Annotated in this window: 10 protein-coding genes; all 10 read right to left on the minus strand. The window is 67.2% G+C overall.

What is annotated here, in order from left to right; translation table 11 throughout:
- Positions 1-43: 43 nt before the first annotated feature.
- On the minus strand, positions 44-922 hold the full coding sequence (locus tag ACFHNC_RS15700) for a F0F1 ATP synthase subunit gamma (protein ID WP_437170171.1): 879 nt from the start codon (positions 920-922) through the stop codon (positions 44-46).
- A complete protein-coding gene (locus tag ACFHNC_RS15705) occupies positions 909-2,444 on the minus strand; it encodes an alternate F1F0 ATPase, F1 subunit alpha (protein ID WP_437170172.1) in 1,536 nt (511 codons plus the stop codon). Before ACFHNC_RS15705 ends, ACFHNC_RS15700 begins: the two co-directional genes overlap by 14 nt.
- Positions 2,444-3,238 carry a F0F1 ATP synthase subunit B family protein gene (locus tag ACFHNC_RS15710; RefSeq protein ID WP_437170173.1) on the minus strand — a complete coding sequence of 265 codons (795 nt, stop codon included), beginning with the start codon at positions 3,236-3,238 and terminating at the stop codon, positions 2,444-2,446. Before ACFHNC_RS15710 ends, ACFHNC_RS15705 begins: the two co-directional genes overlap by 1 nt.
- Positions 3,239-3,242: 4 nt before the next feature.
- Positions 3,243-3,533, minus strand: coding sequence for a F0F1 ATP synthase subunit C (locus tag ACFHNC_RS15715; RefSeq protein ID WP_437170174.1), 291 nt, complete (start codon positions 3,531-3,533; stop codon positions 3,243-3,245).
- A 2-nt stretch (positions 3,534-3,535) separates the two neighbouring features.
- The gene (locus ACFHNC_RS15720; protein WP_437170175.1) at positions 3,536-4,246 is read right to left on the minus strand and encodes a F0F1 ATP synthase subunit A; all 711 of its coding nucleotides are present in this window, start codon (positions 4,244-4,246) and stop codon (positions 3,536-3,538) included.
- Complete coding sequence (locus ACFHNC_RS15725) at positions 4,237-4,539, minus strand: N-ATPase subunit AtpR (protein ID WP_437170176.1); 303 nt, start codon at positions 4,537-4,539, stop codon at positions 4,237-4,239. The genes ACFHNC_RS15720 and ACFHNC_RS15725 overlap by 10 nt, the downstream gene beginning before the upstream one ends.
- A 30-nt stretch (positions 4,540-4,569) precedes the next feature.
- Positions 4,570-4,869, minus strand: a complete 300-nt coding sequence (locus tag ACFHNC_RS15730) for an AtpZ/AtpI family protein (protein ID WP_437170177.1) — start codon at positions 4,867-4,869, stop codon at positions 4,570-4,572.
- Positions 4,866-5,234: a F0F1 ATP synthase subunit epsilon gene (locus ACFHNC_RS15735; protein WP_437170178.1), complete on the minus strand. Its 369-nt coding sequence runs from the start codon at positions 5,232-5,234 to the stop codon at positions 4,866-4,868. The genes ACFHNC_RS15730 and ACFHNC_RS15735 overlap by 4 nt, the downstream gene beginning before the upstream one ends.
- 13 nt (positions 5,235-5,247) lie before the next feature.
- A complete protein-coding gene (atpD, locus tag ACFHNC_RS15740; RefSeq protein ID WP_437170179.1) occupies positions 5,248-6,651 on the minus strand; it encodes a F0F1 ATP synthase subunit beta in 1,404 nt (467 codons plus the stop codon).
- A 107-nt stretch (positions 6,652-6,758) separates the two neighbouring features.
- Positions 6,759-15,311, minus strand: coding sequence for a GH36-type glycosyl hydrolase domain-containing protein (locus ACFHNC_RS15745; protein ID WP_437170180.1), 8,553 nt, complete (start codon positions 15,309-15,311; stop codon positions 6,759-6,761).
- Between the last annotated feature and the right edge of the window lie 17 nt (positions 15,312-15,328).

The following is a 15,328-nucleotide window of genomic DNA, read 5'->3' on the forward strand; positions in this document are numbered from 1 at the left end:
GGCGCGGCATCACCACCCGCGCTGGCCGGACAAGGCGCATGCCTCACTCGGCGGAGCGGGCGGCCTCGTAGCCCGAGACGACGTCCAGCAGTTCGCGCGTGATCGTCTCCTGTCGCCGGACGCGATAGATCTGGCGCAGATCGTCCCGTCGCTCTTCGATGTTACGCTCAGCCGCCTGCATGGCTGCCAGCCTGGATGCATGTTCGCTCGCCAGCGCCTCGGCCATGGCCCGATAGATCACCACGAAAAGCCGTTGCTGCACGAGCCATGACATCAGCCGCTCGGGATTCATCCGGAAGCAGGGCAGTGACCGCCCGGGCCAGCGGGTTTCCGACAGGTCGCGCAGATACCCCTCGGGCAGCGGCAGCAGCCGGTGGGCCTGCGGCCGTGCGGCGACGCGGCCTTCCCGGCGGTTGTGCACAAGCGAGACGGACCCGACCCCGTGCAGCCGGGTCCATCGGTCTATCTCCAGGATGACCGATTGGACCAGGCGCGAAATCCCATCCACCGAACCCGGCAGGCGGTGAAGAAATTCTGCGCGGTGCCCCTCCGCCTCCAGCCGCGCCATGACGCGCGCGCCGATCACGCCCAGCACCGTTTCCGTCCCGTCCAGCCGAACCTGGGCGAAGCGCGCGATGGTATCGTTGTAGCGTCCGCAAAGCCCGCGATCCGAACCGATCACGATCAGCCCCTCACGGCCGCTCCCGCTGTCCGTACCTGGCAGGCGCAGGCCCGCCTCCCGGCGTTGGCGCAGCAGCGCCATCAGGCCCAGATCTACGGTGCGCGCATAATCCGCCATCGCCTCCTCGGCGCGCTCGTATTGCCGGATGCTGACGGAGGACAGCGCCTTCATCGTGCGCACGATGGACTGGATGTCGCCCGTGGTATCGAGGGCGTCGGACAGGCTCTCAAGCGTTTCCATTGCCTGTTCCTGCCTCCGCGCCGGACAGCGCCTCTCGCAACGTCTTGATAAGCGCCGCGCGATCCTCGTCGCCCAACTTCGCACCTTCGGTGATCCGGTCGCAGAGGTCGGGCAGGTTCGCGCGCACGGCCGCGCAGACCGTGCGCTCGGCCCCGGCCACCGCCCCGGGTTCGAGATCGTCGAACAGGCCCTCCGTCGCCGCCAGCAGGGCCGCGATCTGCTCGGGCACGTCCACATGGTCGTGCTCGCGCTGCTTGAGCACCTCGCGCACCCGCAGGCCGCGCGTAAGCCTGCGGCGCGTCTCGGCGTCGAGCTGCGTGCCGAAGCGGGCGAAGGTCTCCAGCTCCTCGAACTGCGCGTACATCAGCCGCAAATTGCCGGCGACGGCGCGGAATGCGGGCAGCTGCACCTTGCCGCCCACGCGACTGACCGAGGTGCCGATGTCGATGGCCGGCAGGTGCCCCTTCTCGAACAGCCCTGGCGACAGATAGATCTGCCCGTCGGTGATCGAGATGAGGTTCGTCGGGATGAAGGCCGAGATGTTCTGCGCCTGCGTCTCCACCACCGGCAGCGCCGTGAGCGACCCACCGCCGTATTCCTCCCGCAGTTGGGTCGCGCGCTCGAGCAGGCGGGAGTGGATATAGAAGATGTCGCCGGGATAGGCTTCGCGCCCGGGCGGCCGGCGCAGCAGAAGCGACAACTCGCGGTAGGCCCGCGCATGGCGGGTGAGATCGTCATAGACGATCAGCACGTCGCGCCCGGCGGCCATGAAGTGCTCGGCCATGGAGGTTGCGGCGTAGGGGGCCACGAATTGCAGGCCCGGCGCATCCTCGCCACTGGCCACGACGACGATCGTACGCTCCATCGCGCCGCCTTCGCGCAGGCTCTGAATGACGCGCACGACCGCCGAGGCGCGCTGGCCGATGGCGCAGTAGATCGACAGCACGCCGCTGTCGCGCTGGTTCAGGATCGCATCGACGGCGATGGCGGTCTTGCCGGTCTGGCGGTCGCCGAGGATGAGTTCGCGCTGCCCCCGGCCGATCGGGATCCCGGCATCGATGGCCTTGATTCCGGTCTGCAGCGGCACCTGGACCGGCGCGCGGTGCATGATGGGCGGGGACGGCTGCTCGATGGGCAGGAACCGCTCGGCGTCAATCGGGCTGCCGCCATCGATCGGGCGGCCCAATGCATCCACCACCCGGCCGATCAGGCCCGCCCCCACCGGCACGTCCACGACACGGCCGGTGCGCCGCACGGGGTCGCCGGGCCGCAAGCGCGAGGTCGCGCCAAGGACGATAACGCCGGCGCGATGTTCGCTGAGGTTCGAGGCGATCCCCATGACCCCGCCGGAGAAGGTCAGCAGTTCGTCGGCGCGCAGGTCAGTGAATCCCACCACCTCCGCGATGCCGTTGCCGACGGACAGGACATGCGCGACCTCCGCCAGTTCGATTGCCGGCCGGACACGCGCCAGCGCATCCTCAAGTGGGGCGAAGAGATCGCCGTGCAGGTCAGCGAGTTTCATCAGCTGGTAGCCGGTGCGCCGCCGGGGCGGTGGCGACCGGTGCCCTCGATCACCTCATCGAGCGTCGTCTCAAGGCGGTGCAGGAACCGGGCGGCGGACCACTCGACCGTCTGCTCCCCGATGACCAGGCGCATCCCGAGGAGCAGGTCGCCGTCCTCATGATACTCGACGGCGATGTCGCGCGCGACGCATTCATGAATGGCGCGCGTGACCTGGCTGCGTGCGCCAGACTTGAGCGCGACGCCGCTGTCCACCCGCGCCGGCCCCTCCGCGCGTGATGCCGCGCGCATGAGCTTGTCGCGCTCGCCAGCATCAAGGGCCGCGAGGCGGTCCGCGAAGGTGCCGGCCACCTGGCCGGCCAGGTCGCTGCCCACATAGTCCCGCAGCACGCGGCCTACGATGTCGAGCACCTGATGGCCGGCGCGCTGCCGCAACCGTGCCGCGAAGGCCTCCCGCTCGTCGTCCAGATGCGCGCGCCAGGCCGTGCGCTTCGCTTCCATGTCTTCCTGGATGTCCTTCTCGAGGCGGGCGCGGAGCGCGGCGGCCTCCCGGCGCGCATCGTCCAGGGCCTTCTCCCGGCTGGCTTCCAGCGCTTGCTGCCGCTCGCGCAGGCGGACCGCCTCCGCCTCAACCTCCACGCGCGCAGCCTTCGCTTCGGACAGGCGGGATTCGATGCGCTCCTCCCTGCGCGCCATGGCCTGGATGATGGGGCGATAAAGGAAGCGCTGCAGCAACCAGACAAGAACGAGGAAGTTGAAGATCTGCGCAGCGACCGTCAGCCAGTCGATCTGCATGGATTCAGCCCCCGCCAGCTCTCGCGGCACTTGTCGCGACGATTTCCGTGAACGGGTTGGCGAAGATCAGGATCATCGACACCACGAAGCAGTAGATCGCCGTGGATTCAATCATCGCGAGGCTGACGAACAGCGTCCGCGTGATCGTGTTCGCGGCCTCAGGCTGCTGCGCGATCGCCTGCAGGGCCTGCGCCGCGGCACGCCCCTCGGCCAGGGCGGGGCCGATCGAGCCGATGGCGATGGTCAGCCCTGCGGTAAAGATCGAGACCACGGCAACCCAGGTTGCTGCATCCATGCTCAGTCTCCTGTGGGGTTCGGGGGCGCGGCCGGGCTTTCGGATCCGCGGCGCGTGCGGCTGGCGGAACCGATGTAGACCATCGCGAGAATGGCGAAGATGTAGGCCTGGATCAGGCCTGTGAGCAGGCCGAGCAACTGCATCACCACAGGGAAGAAAAAGGGCGCCACGCTGATCAGGATGCCGACAATCACCGTCCCGCTCATCACGTTGCCATAGAGCCGCACGGCGAGGGCGATGGTACGTGAGATTTCGCCGACGATGTTGAAGGGCAGCATCAGCGGCGTCGGCTGCAGATAGGCGCGCAGATAGGCGCCCAGGCCGCGTTCACCGATGGAAAACAGCGGCACCGCGATCAACACGCAGATCGCCAGCGCGACGGTGGTGGAGAGTGATCCGGTCGGCGCCTGATAGCCCGGCACCACCGACAACACGTTCGACGTGGCGATAAACAGGAACAGCGTGCCGATGAAGGGCAGGTAGCGGATGGGCTTGTCCGCGCCGATCTCCGCGATCTGGTCACGGATGCCCGAGACAATGACTTCCAGCATCACCTGCCAGCGCGAGACGGTCTCACCATCGCTCAGCCGCGCCGTTATCGCCCAGGAGCCGAGGACGAGCAGCGCCATCACCAGCCAGGTGAAGACGATCGTGGCATTGAGCTGCCAGCCCCGCCAATCGTAGAGGACCCAGCTGTCGGGGCTTATTTCCATGCTGCGCCCGCCGGCGTGCCGCGGCCCGCGAGGCGCGTCGCGGCAAACCGCGCGGCGATGAACCCGACCAGCGCCCCGACAAGCCCCTCGGCCGGCACGGCCAAGGCGACCGCGGCGGCCATCGCGGCCAGCAGCAGCGCCGCCCGTGCGATCCTGAGCCCGACAAAGCCCGCGAGGCCGCCACGGTCCTGCGGCAGACGCCGCACCGCCAGCCAAAGCAGCGCCATATAGAGGGCGCCGATGCCCGCCCCCACGAGCATCGCGGCAAGGAGCGAGAGGGCCGAGGCGCTCATGCCGTCTCCCCATGTGATTGCGACAAACGGTCAATCATCCCGTCCCTCCCGCTGGACCCAGAACCATGCGTTGAGCGCTCCCAGCACCGCGCCCGCGACGAGCAGCGTCAGCGTCCAGGAAACCGTGCCCGGCCAGTGCCGGTCCAGCCAGATGCCCAGCGCGATACCGGCCACGACCGGCACGGCGACGGACCAGCCCACCAGCCCGAACATCCCGAGGCCACGCCACGGGCTCGCCGTACCCCTCTTGCGGGCCGCCTCCATCCGCCGCGACTTGCGGGCGATGGTCTCGGCTTCGGTCTCGCTCTTCCTGTCGTGCTCACCGGTCATGACGACAGCGAGCCCAGGTCGCGGAAGCGGCGGATCATGCTCACCTCAAGGCGCGCCAGCGCCGCGCGGGCCTCGCGCTCGTCTTCGTCGCGCCGGCGGAAATCCGCATCGACCAGGGCCCGCAGCTCCCCGAGGTCCTCGCCCTCGACCGCGCCGCGAACGGCCACCCGCACCTCCTCGCCGCATTTGACCAGCGTGCCGGAATTGACCGCGACGAATCGCTCGGTGCCATCCTCGGCCTCGTAGACCAGGATGCCCGGCACGAGTTCGCTGACGAAATCGATGTGATTGGGCAGCATTCCGAAATGCCCGTCGGGCCCCTCCGCCACGATCCGCCGCGCGGGCTGATCGACATGGACGGACATCGGCGTGATGACCCTAAGCCGCATCGGCGCCCTCCGTCTTGCTGTCAAGGTCGGCGACCGATCCGATCATGTAGAAATCGCCCTCGTCGCGATCCGCAAAGGCTCCGGAGAGGATCTGCTCACAGCTTTCCAGAGTCTCGTCGAGAGTGACGAAGCGCCCCGGATTGCCCGTCATCGCCTCCGTCGAGAAGAAGGGTTGGGTCAGGAAACGCTCCAGCTGGCGGGCCTGGCGGACGGTGGCGCGATCCCGCTCCGAAAGCTCGTCCAGGCCGAGCATCGCGATGATGTCCTTCAGGTCCTCGTATTCGGCTAGGGTTGTGCGGACCCCGCGCGCGACATCGTAGTGGCGCTGGCTCACCGTCGCAGGCGTCAGCATCCGCGAGTAGGAGCGCAGCGGGTCGATCGCCGGATAGAGACCCTCGGAGGCCTTCTTTCGCGACAGCACGATCGAGGCCGAAAGATGGGCGAAGGTGTGCGTGGCCGCTGGGTCGGTGAAATCGTCGGCCGGCACGTAGACGGCCTGGATCGAGGTCATCGTGCCGCGGTCGGTCGAGCAGATCCGCTCCTCGAGCTCGGCGAGTTCGGTGCCCAGCGTTGGCTGGTAGCCCACCCGGCTGGGGATGCGGCCGAGCAGGCCCGAAACCTCCGACCCCGCCTGCACGAAGCGGAAGATGTTGTCGATCAGCACCAGCACGTTGCGGCGCAGATCGTCGCGGAAATACTCGGCCATCGTCAGCGCGGCATGGGCCACGCGAAAGCGCACGCCGGGGCTTTCATTCATCTGGCCGAACACCATCACGGTGTTGTCTCGAACGCCCGCCTCGCCCATCTCCCGATACAGTTCCTCAGCCTCGCGCGAGCGTTCGCCGACCCCGCAGAACAGGCTGACGCCGTCGTATTCGGCAACCATGTTGTGGATCATCTCGGTGATCAGCACGGTCTTGCCCACGCCGGCGCCGCCAAACAGCCCCGCCTTGCCGCCGCTCTCCAGCGGGCTCAGCAGGTCGATGGCCTTGATCCCGGTTTCGAAGATCGCACCCTCGACCCGACGCGCCGAGAGAGGCACGGGTGCGCGCAGTATCGGCCTGCGGCGCATTTCGCCGAGGGGCGGGCCGTCGTCGATCGTGTCACCGAAAATGTTGAACATCCGGCCGAGCAGTGCCTCGCCTACGGGCACGTCGATCGGGCCGCCGGTGTCGCGCACGGCGAGGCCGATGCGCAGCTCGGGCGAGGGATTCATCACAAGCCCGCGGGCGATGTTCTCACCCGGAAGCCCGGCGACCTCGATCACAATCTCGGGGTCGGTCAGCGTTACCAGGCGAGTCGAAATCGCGGGCAGACGCCCTTCGAAGCGAATGTCGGCGACACCGCCGCCGAGCCTTACGATATGGCCGATGCGCGTTTCGCGCTCCGTCATCGCCAGTTCTCCTCAGGCTGCCATGCATGTTGCACCGATGAGTCGTCGCAGGGTAGGACCATTTTTGCGAAAAAGTTTATGTGCCTACTGAAGAAAAGGGCACGAACTCATCGAGCATGTATTCCGGTGGACGACACGGCCCCGGCAGCCGCGGGCTTTCGCAGGCCGAGGCGCACAAACAACCGGTGGCTTGCGCCATCATCGACCAGTTGGAGGCGCAACGGGCCGCCCCCGATCGGCTCCCCATCCAAGCTGCCCTCGGCAATGCCACGCTCGACGCCCTCCGGGTTCTCGACGCGGATCTCGTAGCGTGCCGTGCCATGACGCAGCGTGACCTCAAATCCAGGCCAGTCCGCAGGGATGCAGGGGTCGAACAGAAGCGTTCCCGACTGCAGGCGCAGCCCCAGAATGCTCTCGATGCCGGCACGCTGCATCCAGCCGGAGGAGCCCGTGTACCAGGTCCAGCCGCCGCGGCCGACATGAGGTGGCGTTGCACTGATGTCAGCGGCCACGACGTACGGCTCCACCTTGTAGCGATGCACGTCCGAGCGTGTGCGGGCGTGGTTGATCGGGTTCATCATTGCAAACAACCTGCCGGCCTTGCTGCCCTTGCCAAGCGCGGCAAATGCCATGACCAGCCATAGACCCGCATGGGTGTACTGCCCGCCGTTTTCCCGCACGCCCGGCGGATAGGCCTTGATGTAGCCTGGATCCTCCGTTGTCTGATCAAAGGGCGGCGTGAACAGCAGGGCGAGGCCCTCGGCTGGCCGGATCAGTTCGCGCTCCGCCGAAGCCATCGCATGCTCCGCGCGCACCGGATCGGCCGCGCCGGACAGCACGGCCCAGGATTGGGCGATGGAGTCGATGCGGCATTCCGTCCCAGCCGCGCTGCCGAGCGGCGTGCCATCATCATAGAAGGCACGCCGATACCAATCGCCATCCCACGCCTCGCGCTCAAGCGCCGACTGCAGCTTGGACGCATGCTCCTGCCAGGCCGCGACCCGATCGACGTCGCCTCGTGCTGCGGCGCGCCGGCGGAAAGCCGTGAAGGCGCTGTGCAGCATCCAGCCGAGCCACACACTTTCGCCCTCGCCCTTCTCGCCCACCCGGTTCATGCCGTCGTTCCAGTCGCCGGTGCCCATCAGCGGCAGGCCGTGGCGGCCGACCGCCATGCTTTGGTCCAACGCGCGGGCGCAGTGCTCGAACAGCGTGGCGGTCGTCTCGGCCACCTCCGGCTGGAAGAAGCGCTCATGCTCGCCTGGTGCCAGCACAGCGCCTTCCAGGAAGGGCACCTGTTCGTCCAGGATGGCGGCATCGCCCGTGGCCGTGATGTAGTGATCCACCGCGAGCGCCAGCCATCCGCGATCATCGGAGATGCGCGTGCGCACACCCTGGCCGGAATGGGGCAGCCACCAGTGCTGCACGTCGCCTTCGACGAATTGCCGCGACGCGGCACGCAGCAGATGCGCGCGCGTCTCCGCCGGACGCGAGGCAACCAGCGCCATGCCGTCCTGCAACTGGTCGCGGAAGCCATAGGCCCCGCTGGCCTGGTAGAACCCAGCCCGCGCCCAGACGCGGCACGACAGCGCCTGGTAGAGCAGCCATCCGTTCAGCATGATGTCCATCGGCCTGTCGGGCGTGCGAACCTGGATGCGGCCAAGCACATCGTCCCAATGCGCCGTCACTTCGGCGGCGACGGCATCAAGGTCCGCGGCGCGGTACCGTGTCACCAGCGCACGCGCCGCCTGCGCGTCAGCCGCCTGGCCCAGGAAGCACACGATCTCGACACTGCCATGCGCCGGCAGCGTCACGCGGCTCTGCATCGCCCCGCAGGGGTCAAGCCCGCCACCGACCGTATTGGACAGCGGCGCCGTACTGGCCACGCCCGCCGGGTCCGCCAGCGAGCCATTGCTCCCGATGAATTCACGCCGGTCGCCCGTCCAGCTGGTCTGCGCGCCCCGCAGATCTAAAAAGGCGACGCGTGTTCCAAACGGGATGTTCCACGGGTTGCGCGCGAACATCGCGCCGGTTTCGGAATCGATCGCGGTGGTGACGAAAGGCAACGTCGCGGTCCGCGAAGGCCCGAGCACCCATTCCACATAGGCGGTCACGCTGAGCCGCCGCGCGCGGCCCGACCGGTTGGTAAGCAGCAGGCGCGAGATCTTGATGCTGTCGGCGAGCGGCACGGATTGCGTCAGCTCCGCCCGGATACCGTTCGCCTCGTGCTCGAAACGGCTGTAGCCGCGGCCATGCCGCGCCACATACCCCAACGCCTCATCACGGATCGGTAGCGCGGTGGGTGTCCAGACCGCGCCGGTCTCCTCGTCGCGCAGATAGAACGCCTCGCCCGGGCGGTCGGAGACCGGGTCGTTCGACCACGGCGTGATCTGGTTTTCCCGACTGTTGACCGCCCAGGTGAAGCCACCGCCCTCGGTCGGCACGTGAAAGCCGAAATGCGGGTTGGACACGACGTTGATCCAGGGTGCGGGCGTTGATTGGCCGGGGCCGAGAAGTGTCACGTATTCGCGACCATCCTGGTCGAAGCCGCCCAGCCCGTTGAACAGTTCAAGCTTCGACGATGGGGGTGTCGGCGCCTCGGTTGCGGCACGCGACGGCGCAGCAGGCAACCGCCTTGGCACCTGCTCGGCAGCATCGCGCGCTACCGGCGAAATCCTGTCTATCTGATCCGCCAGGCCCCCGCGCCGGGCCACCAGCACCACCCGTGCCGAAGCCCCTAGAAGGGCGCGTGCCTCGGCCGAAATGAGGTCAGCCCGCAGGACGTAGACCCGGCCCAGCCGGGGCTCGCCGCCGTGCTGCGCGCGGCTGGTTCGAACCAGCGCCTCCAGCGCCTCCTGCAGATCCTGGGTGTAGGATGACTGGCGATCGTTCAGGAAGACAATGTCCACAGCGAGCTGCTTGGCCCGCCAGTACTCGAAGGCCCGCAGCAATTCCCGCGCGACGCCAAGGTTGTCGGCCTGATCAATCCGCAGAAGCAGGATGGGCAGGTCGCCCGAGATGCCCTGTGGCCAAAGCCCTGATTGCGGGCCGCCGCCACGGCAGATCGTCTCCGAGCTGGCGCGCATGGTCGGCGCGGCGTGCACCAGATGCCCCGCGAGGTGCTGGAACAACGCCGCCGTTCCGGGGGCAATGCCCAGGTGATGCATCTGCACCTGTGCCTGGGTCCAGGCCAGCGTCGCGGCGCGCGAGAATGCGCCGGCGTCACGGTACTGGTCCGCGATGTCCAGCAGCGCCTCGCGCGTCGGCGCCACCATCGTCCATAAGGCGACACGCACAACCGCGCCGGGTGCCACGCGGATCCGGCGGCGCAAGGCGAAAACCGGGTCGAGCACCGTGCCCACCGTGCCCGACAGGTCGCGGCTGCCGGCCATGGCGGCGGGGCTGCTCACCCCATGACCGCGCCCCAGGAATCGGGCGCGATCGGTTTCGAACTGCGGCGCGCCATGTGCCACGCCTTCCACGACGCTCAGATGCGCCGCCCAGATTCCCGGGTCGTCGGGCCCCCGCTTGCGGCGTGTCGCCAGCAGGGCCCCCAGTTCGGGGACATATTCGGTCTCGATAAAGAGCTTGGAGAAAGCGGGGTGTGCGATGTCGTCGGCCGGCCGGGCCAGTGCCAACTCGGCATAGGAGGTGACATCGATTTCGCGCATGGTGGTGCCGGTGTTCGCCAACGAAACGCGACGGACCTCCGCATCGTTCTCCGATGAGACAAGGATCTCGACCGTCGTGGTCAGCGTACCGTCGCTGCGGGTGAATTCCGCACGGTCTTCGTGAAAGGTGACGCCATAGCTGTCTGGCCTCGCACCGGTAGGCTGTGCCCCGGCCGACCAGACCCGGCCGGACCTCACGTCACGCAGGTAGATGTAGGAACCGGAATCGTCACAGGTCGCATCTTCGCGCCAGCGTGTGACCGCAATGTCTCCCCAACGCATATAGCCTGAACCCGCGGCGGTGAGCATGGTGGTCAAACGGCCGTTTGAGAGCAGATGCGTGGCGGGCGTGGCCTGCTGCGCCGATGTGAAATGGCGCACGCCCGAGCGATCCGCCTCGGACGTCCGGCCAGCCGATCTGACTTCCACCGCGAACGGCCGGATGCTCGCGACTTCGCGGGGCATGCGTTCGTGCAGCAGCAATTCGGTTGCCTGCACCATTGGCTCGGCATGGAAGCGCCGCCGCATCAAACCACCGTCCAGGGCCGTGGCCAGCGCCACGATGGTCATCCCCTGATGGTGCGCCATGTAGGCCCGGACGAGGGCGCATTCGGCGCCCTTGGGAAGCCGGGTCCGGGTGTAGTCTATCGCCTCGTAGAAACCGTAGCGGCCGCGCGCACCGGCCTGCGCCAGCCGGGCCAGGTTGGCGCATGCCGCCCTGGGGTCGACCATGGCGGCCAGTGCGGTGGCATAGGGCGCGATCACGCTGTTCTCGCTGAGGCCGCGCTTCAGCCCAAGGTTGGGCACACCGAAGTTGGAATACTGATAGGTCAGTTCCAGGTCTCGCGCATTATAGGCGGATTCCGAGATGCCCCACGGGATCTGCAGCGCCGCCGCATGCTCCATCTGGCGGCGCACCGCCAGGCGGTTGGTCTGCTCCAGCAGGCTGCCACCTGGCGCGCGCATCACCAACGACGGCATCAGGTATTCGAACATCGAACCCGACCACGATAACAGCGCCGCACTGTGGGCGACCGGCACCATGGCACGCCCCAGCCGGAACCAGTGCCGCGCCGGCACATCGCCCTTGGCGATGGCGAAGAAGCTGGCGAGCCGCGCTTCGGAGGCCAGCAGATCATAGCAACTTGGGTCAAGCGTGTCTTCGGGCACAAGATAGCCGATCGAGAGCAGCGTGCGCTCCGTATCGAGCAGGAAGCCGAACTCCATGGCCATGGCCATGGCACGCGCGGTCTCTGCCAGGGCGGCCAGCCGCGCGTCGAGCGCCGCCTCGGCCTTGGCATCAAGGTCGTGGTCGCGCCGATGGCTGCGGATCGCGTTCCGGCAGGCCTTCACCCAGAACAGCAGGTCGTTGCCCGCGCCGTTGCCGCGCTCAAAGGCCAGCGCCTGCGCGATCTCGATGACAAGGTCGGCCTGGACGGCGTGGTCCCGCTCCGGCTGCACCACGATCGTGGCCCCGAGCGCTGCGAGTGCAGCATCAAGCTGCCGCCAAGTGGTCGTCTGGGTCCGATGGCCATCGTTAAGGCGCGCGGTCTCCTCCCGGGCGAGCTCGATCGCATCGACGATGCCGATCAATGGCGTTGGCGCCGCACGCGGGAGTTGCCGGCAGGCATTGGCCAGGGCGATGAGGTGCCCGGCCAGATTGCCGCTATCAACGGAGGAAATGTATTTCGGGTCCAGCGGGCGAAGGTTGCCCGTGTCGTACCAGTTGTAGAAGTGGCCGCGGCAACGTTCCATCCGGGCCATGGTTGCCAACGTGGCCTCCAGCCGATCGACCGCCTCAACCGTTCCGATCCAGCCGAAATCGCGCGCGCTGACCACCGAAAGCAGATAGAGGCCAATGTTCGTGGGGGAGGTGCGGCGCGCCAGTGCCGGTTCCGGATCCTCTTGGAAGTTGTCGGGCGGCAGCATGTTGTCGGCGGCGGTAACGAACGTCTCGAAGAACCTCCAGGTGCGCCGAGCAGTCAGCCGCAAGGCCTGACGTTCAACCGGCAGGATGGCCAGCCGCGCCGCCGAGCGGGGCGCGGAGCTGGCCCAGCGCGCCACGGCGGGCGACGCCCACCACAGCAATGCGAAGGGCCCGGCCAGCAACCAATGCCCAGACAGTACGGCCACCAGACCAGCCACCCCGCCAACCACCAACCCACCGCTCATCGCGTGGAAGGAGCCGCCCAGGCCCAGCCGGCGGCTGCGCGTAGCTTCCGCCGACGGCACCCATTGCAGCAGATGCCGGTGCGAAGCGAAAAGCCGCCACAGCGTGCGTGCTATCGCATCGCCCATCAGCCAGGCCTGATGCGCCAGGAAGGTCACCAGCAGCCCTGAATGCGCCAGCGCCGTCGCAAGGTCATGCGCCAGGGCGCGGGTATGGCTGGCGAGCGTGACCCCCTTCCGCCACGGCAAGATGGCGGCGACGACTGGCAGCAGCGTCGGCAGCGCAATGGTGGCCAGTATCAACAATGTCCAAACCAGCGCCGCCGCGGGCGACGGGAGCATCCAGCCGACCAGAAGCGCCAGAACCGCCGCTGGCGCCGACGATGAGCGGCGAAGATTGTCGATCATTTTCCAGCGGCCGATGGCCGGTATGGTACCGCTGTGTCCCGCCGGGCGCAGGGCCTTCCTGCCCAGGATCCAGGGCAGCAACTGCCAGTCACCGCGCGCCCACCTGTGGTGACGCTGGGCCCCGACATCGTAGCGCGACGGAAATTCCTCGACGACCTCGACATCCGAGGCGAGGCCGGAGCGGGCATACACGCCCTCAAACAGATCGTGGCTCAGCAGGGTGGAGTCTGGAACTCGGCCAGCCAGCGAAGCCTCAAAGGCATCAACCTCGTAGATGCCCTTCCCGGCGTAGGAGCCTTCCCCGAACAGATCCTGGTAGACGTCGGACACCGTCAGCGCGTAGGGATCCATTCCGCTCACGCTGGAGAAAATGCGCTGAAACGCCGAACCCTCGGTGCCGATAGGCTGTGACGGCGTGACGCGCGGCTGTAGCACGGCGTAACCCTCGACCACGCGCCCGGCCACGGTATCAAGGCGCGGTTGATTGAGCGGATGCGCCATCTTGCCGATCAGCCGACGCACCGTGTCGCGCGGCAGCCTCGTGTCGGCATCGAGCGTGATTACGTAGCGCACACCGACGGGCACGCGCGGCGCGTGCCCGTCGGGCGCAATGTAGTTGGTGTCCACCGCACCGCGCAGCAGCCGGTTGAATTCGTGCAGCTTGCCGCGCTTGCGCTCCCAGCCCATCCAGCATGCTTCGCCGGCGTTCCACACCCGGCGGCGGTGCAGCAAGAAAAAGCGGTCGCCATCGGGCCCTGGACCCACGCGGCGGTTCAGTTCGGCAATGCCTGCGGTCGCCGCCGCCAAAAGGGCCTCATCATCGGGCGCCTGTTCGTCCGGTGCATCGGTCCAGTCGGTCAGCAGCGCAAAATGAACGCAACCGGCGGGGCTGACCAGGTAATGAACTTCGAGCCGTTCAACCAGCTCGTCTATCGCGGACACGGAGGTCAGCAGGGTTGGAACGACGACCATCGTCCGAAGCTCAGGCGGCACGCCTCCCAGCAACTCCAGCCCGGGCAGCAGCCGTGCGCCGAAGCCGGTGGTGACAACACGGTTCATCAGGGACACGGCCAGATCCTGGGCCGGGATCATGCCGAAGACGGCAAGCGCCACCAACCATCCCCAGCCAAGCCCCATCGCCCCCATCGCGTACAGCGCAAGCGCGAGAAGGATCAGCGTCGTGCAGACCACCGCACTCGCATAGCCTCCGATGCCCAGGGCACGATTCAAGCGTTTTGGCCAGGCGCGGAATGGAGGTCGAAAGCCGATCTCGATTTCGAAATCACGCCGCCCTCCGGCCAACAAATAATATCCGGGGTCGGACTTTCGCGGATCATCCGGAGAACGCTGTGCGGCGGCCACTGCACTGCGGGCAATGACGATCTCACTGCTGGACGAGCGTGCGGACAGCTCCTCGATGGCGCTGCGGTAAAGGTTCCTTGTGGCGAAATCCATGGCAACAAACGTGCTGCCCGCTGCGAGAACGTCGTCGACCAGGCTGACGCTCTCGAACATCTGGTTCCAGTTCACGTCAGCGATCAAGCGCAGGCTCGTGATGATGTTGCGCACCGTGACGTTGGCCGCGCCTTCGCTCCTTTGTAATTCCTGCCGCGCCGCGTCGGCGGTCGTACCCTGCGCCTCCAGACGCTGGTCCAGCCAGGCCAATGCGGGCGTGACCGACGGGTCCTGATCGCGCAGCCGGTGTACGAGCTGCACGGCAAAGGCATCAGCGATCGGCCCGCCCGCGATGCCCGCGAATAGCGCCGACGCCGGTTCGTCCGGCGTCCCCGCTGCGTCGAGCAGCCTGTCGGCGATGCGGTCGGCCTCCTGCTCGGCCAATCGGTCGGCGAGCATGCGCTGCGCCAGGCGGCGCAAATTTTCTATCAGCACGATACGGAGGGTGATGGAGCTGGCCCAAAGCTCTCCGATGGTGAGCGGCTGCACCGTCTGGTAGGCGCGAAGATAGCGGGTGAACATCGTCGGATTGAAGCTGCTGTCAGTGTGGGCGACGTACGCCCATGCGACGCTGAACACGCGCGGATAGCCGGCGAACGGGCCGTTGGCGAGCTTGGGTAGCTGGCGGTAGAAACGCGGAGGCAGGTGGACGTGAACTGCGCGGATTTGCCGTTCAACCAGATGGAAGTTGTCAATCAACCATTCGGTGGCTGGGGTAACCGGCCTTGCCTCGTCGACCGCCTGCACCATGCCGATATAACACTCGAGCAAATGCGTCGCGTTGTCGGCGAGGCGTCGACCCAATGGGTCACCCAAGCTTTTTCGTGTAGTGATGGTCTGACTCGCCGCGAGACTCTTGCCATGCATTTCAAGCCGCTCGATGCCGAATATCTCGGCACGAACAGGTTCCGTATCGTTCCAAATTGCTTGACCGGCAGGCCTGAGCAGTTCGAGAAACACGGCTTTTCTGCTCCGGC

Source organism: Falsiroseomonas sp. E2-1-a4, from assembly GCF_051433165.1.
Lineage (GTDB): Bacteria > Pseudomonadota > Alphaproteobacteria > Acetobacterales > Acetobacteraceae > Falsiroseomonas.

Excerpts from the sequence above, each read along its gene's own strand:
- ACFHNC_RS15710 (WP_437170173.1), bottom strand. The coding sequence starts at position 3,238 with ATGCAGATCGACTGGCTGACGGTCGCTGCGCAGATCTTCAACTTCCTC.
- ACFHNC_RS15735 (WP_437170178.1), bottom strand. The coding sequence starts at position 5,234 with ATGTCCGTCCATGTCGATCAGCCCGCGCGGCGGATCGTGGCGGAGGGG.
- ACFHNC_RS15715 (WP_437170174.1), bottom strand. The coding sequence starts at position 3,533 with ATGGATGCAGCAACCTGGGTTGCCGTGGTCTCGATCTTTACCGCAGGG.
- ACFHNC_RS15725 (WP_437170176.1), bottom strand. The coding sequence starts at position 4,539 with ATGAGCGCCTCGGCCCTCTCGCTCCTTGCCGCGATGCTCGTGGGGGCG.
- ACFHNC_RS15730 (WP_437170177.1), bottom strand. The coding sequence starts at position 4,869 with ATGACCGGTGAGCACGACAGGAAGAGCGAGACCGAAGCCGAGACCATC.
- ACFHNC_RS15720 (WP_437170175.1), bottom strand. The coding sequence starts at position 4,246 with ATGGAAATAAGCCCCGACAGCTGGGTCCTCTACGATTGGCGGGGCTGG.
- ACFHNC_RS15700 (WP_437170171.1), bottom strand. The coding sequence starts at position 922 with ATGGAAACGCTTGAGAGCCTGTCCGACGCCCTCGATACCACGGGCGAC.
- atpD (WP_437170179.1), bottom strand. The coding sequence starts at position 6,651 with ATGACGGAGCGCGAAACGCGCATCGGCCATATCGTAAGGCTCGGCGGC.
- ACFHNC_RS15705 (WP_437170172.1), bottom strand. The coding sequence starts at position 2,444 with ATGAAACTCGCTGACCTGCACGGCGATCTCTTCGCCCCACTTGAGGAT.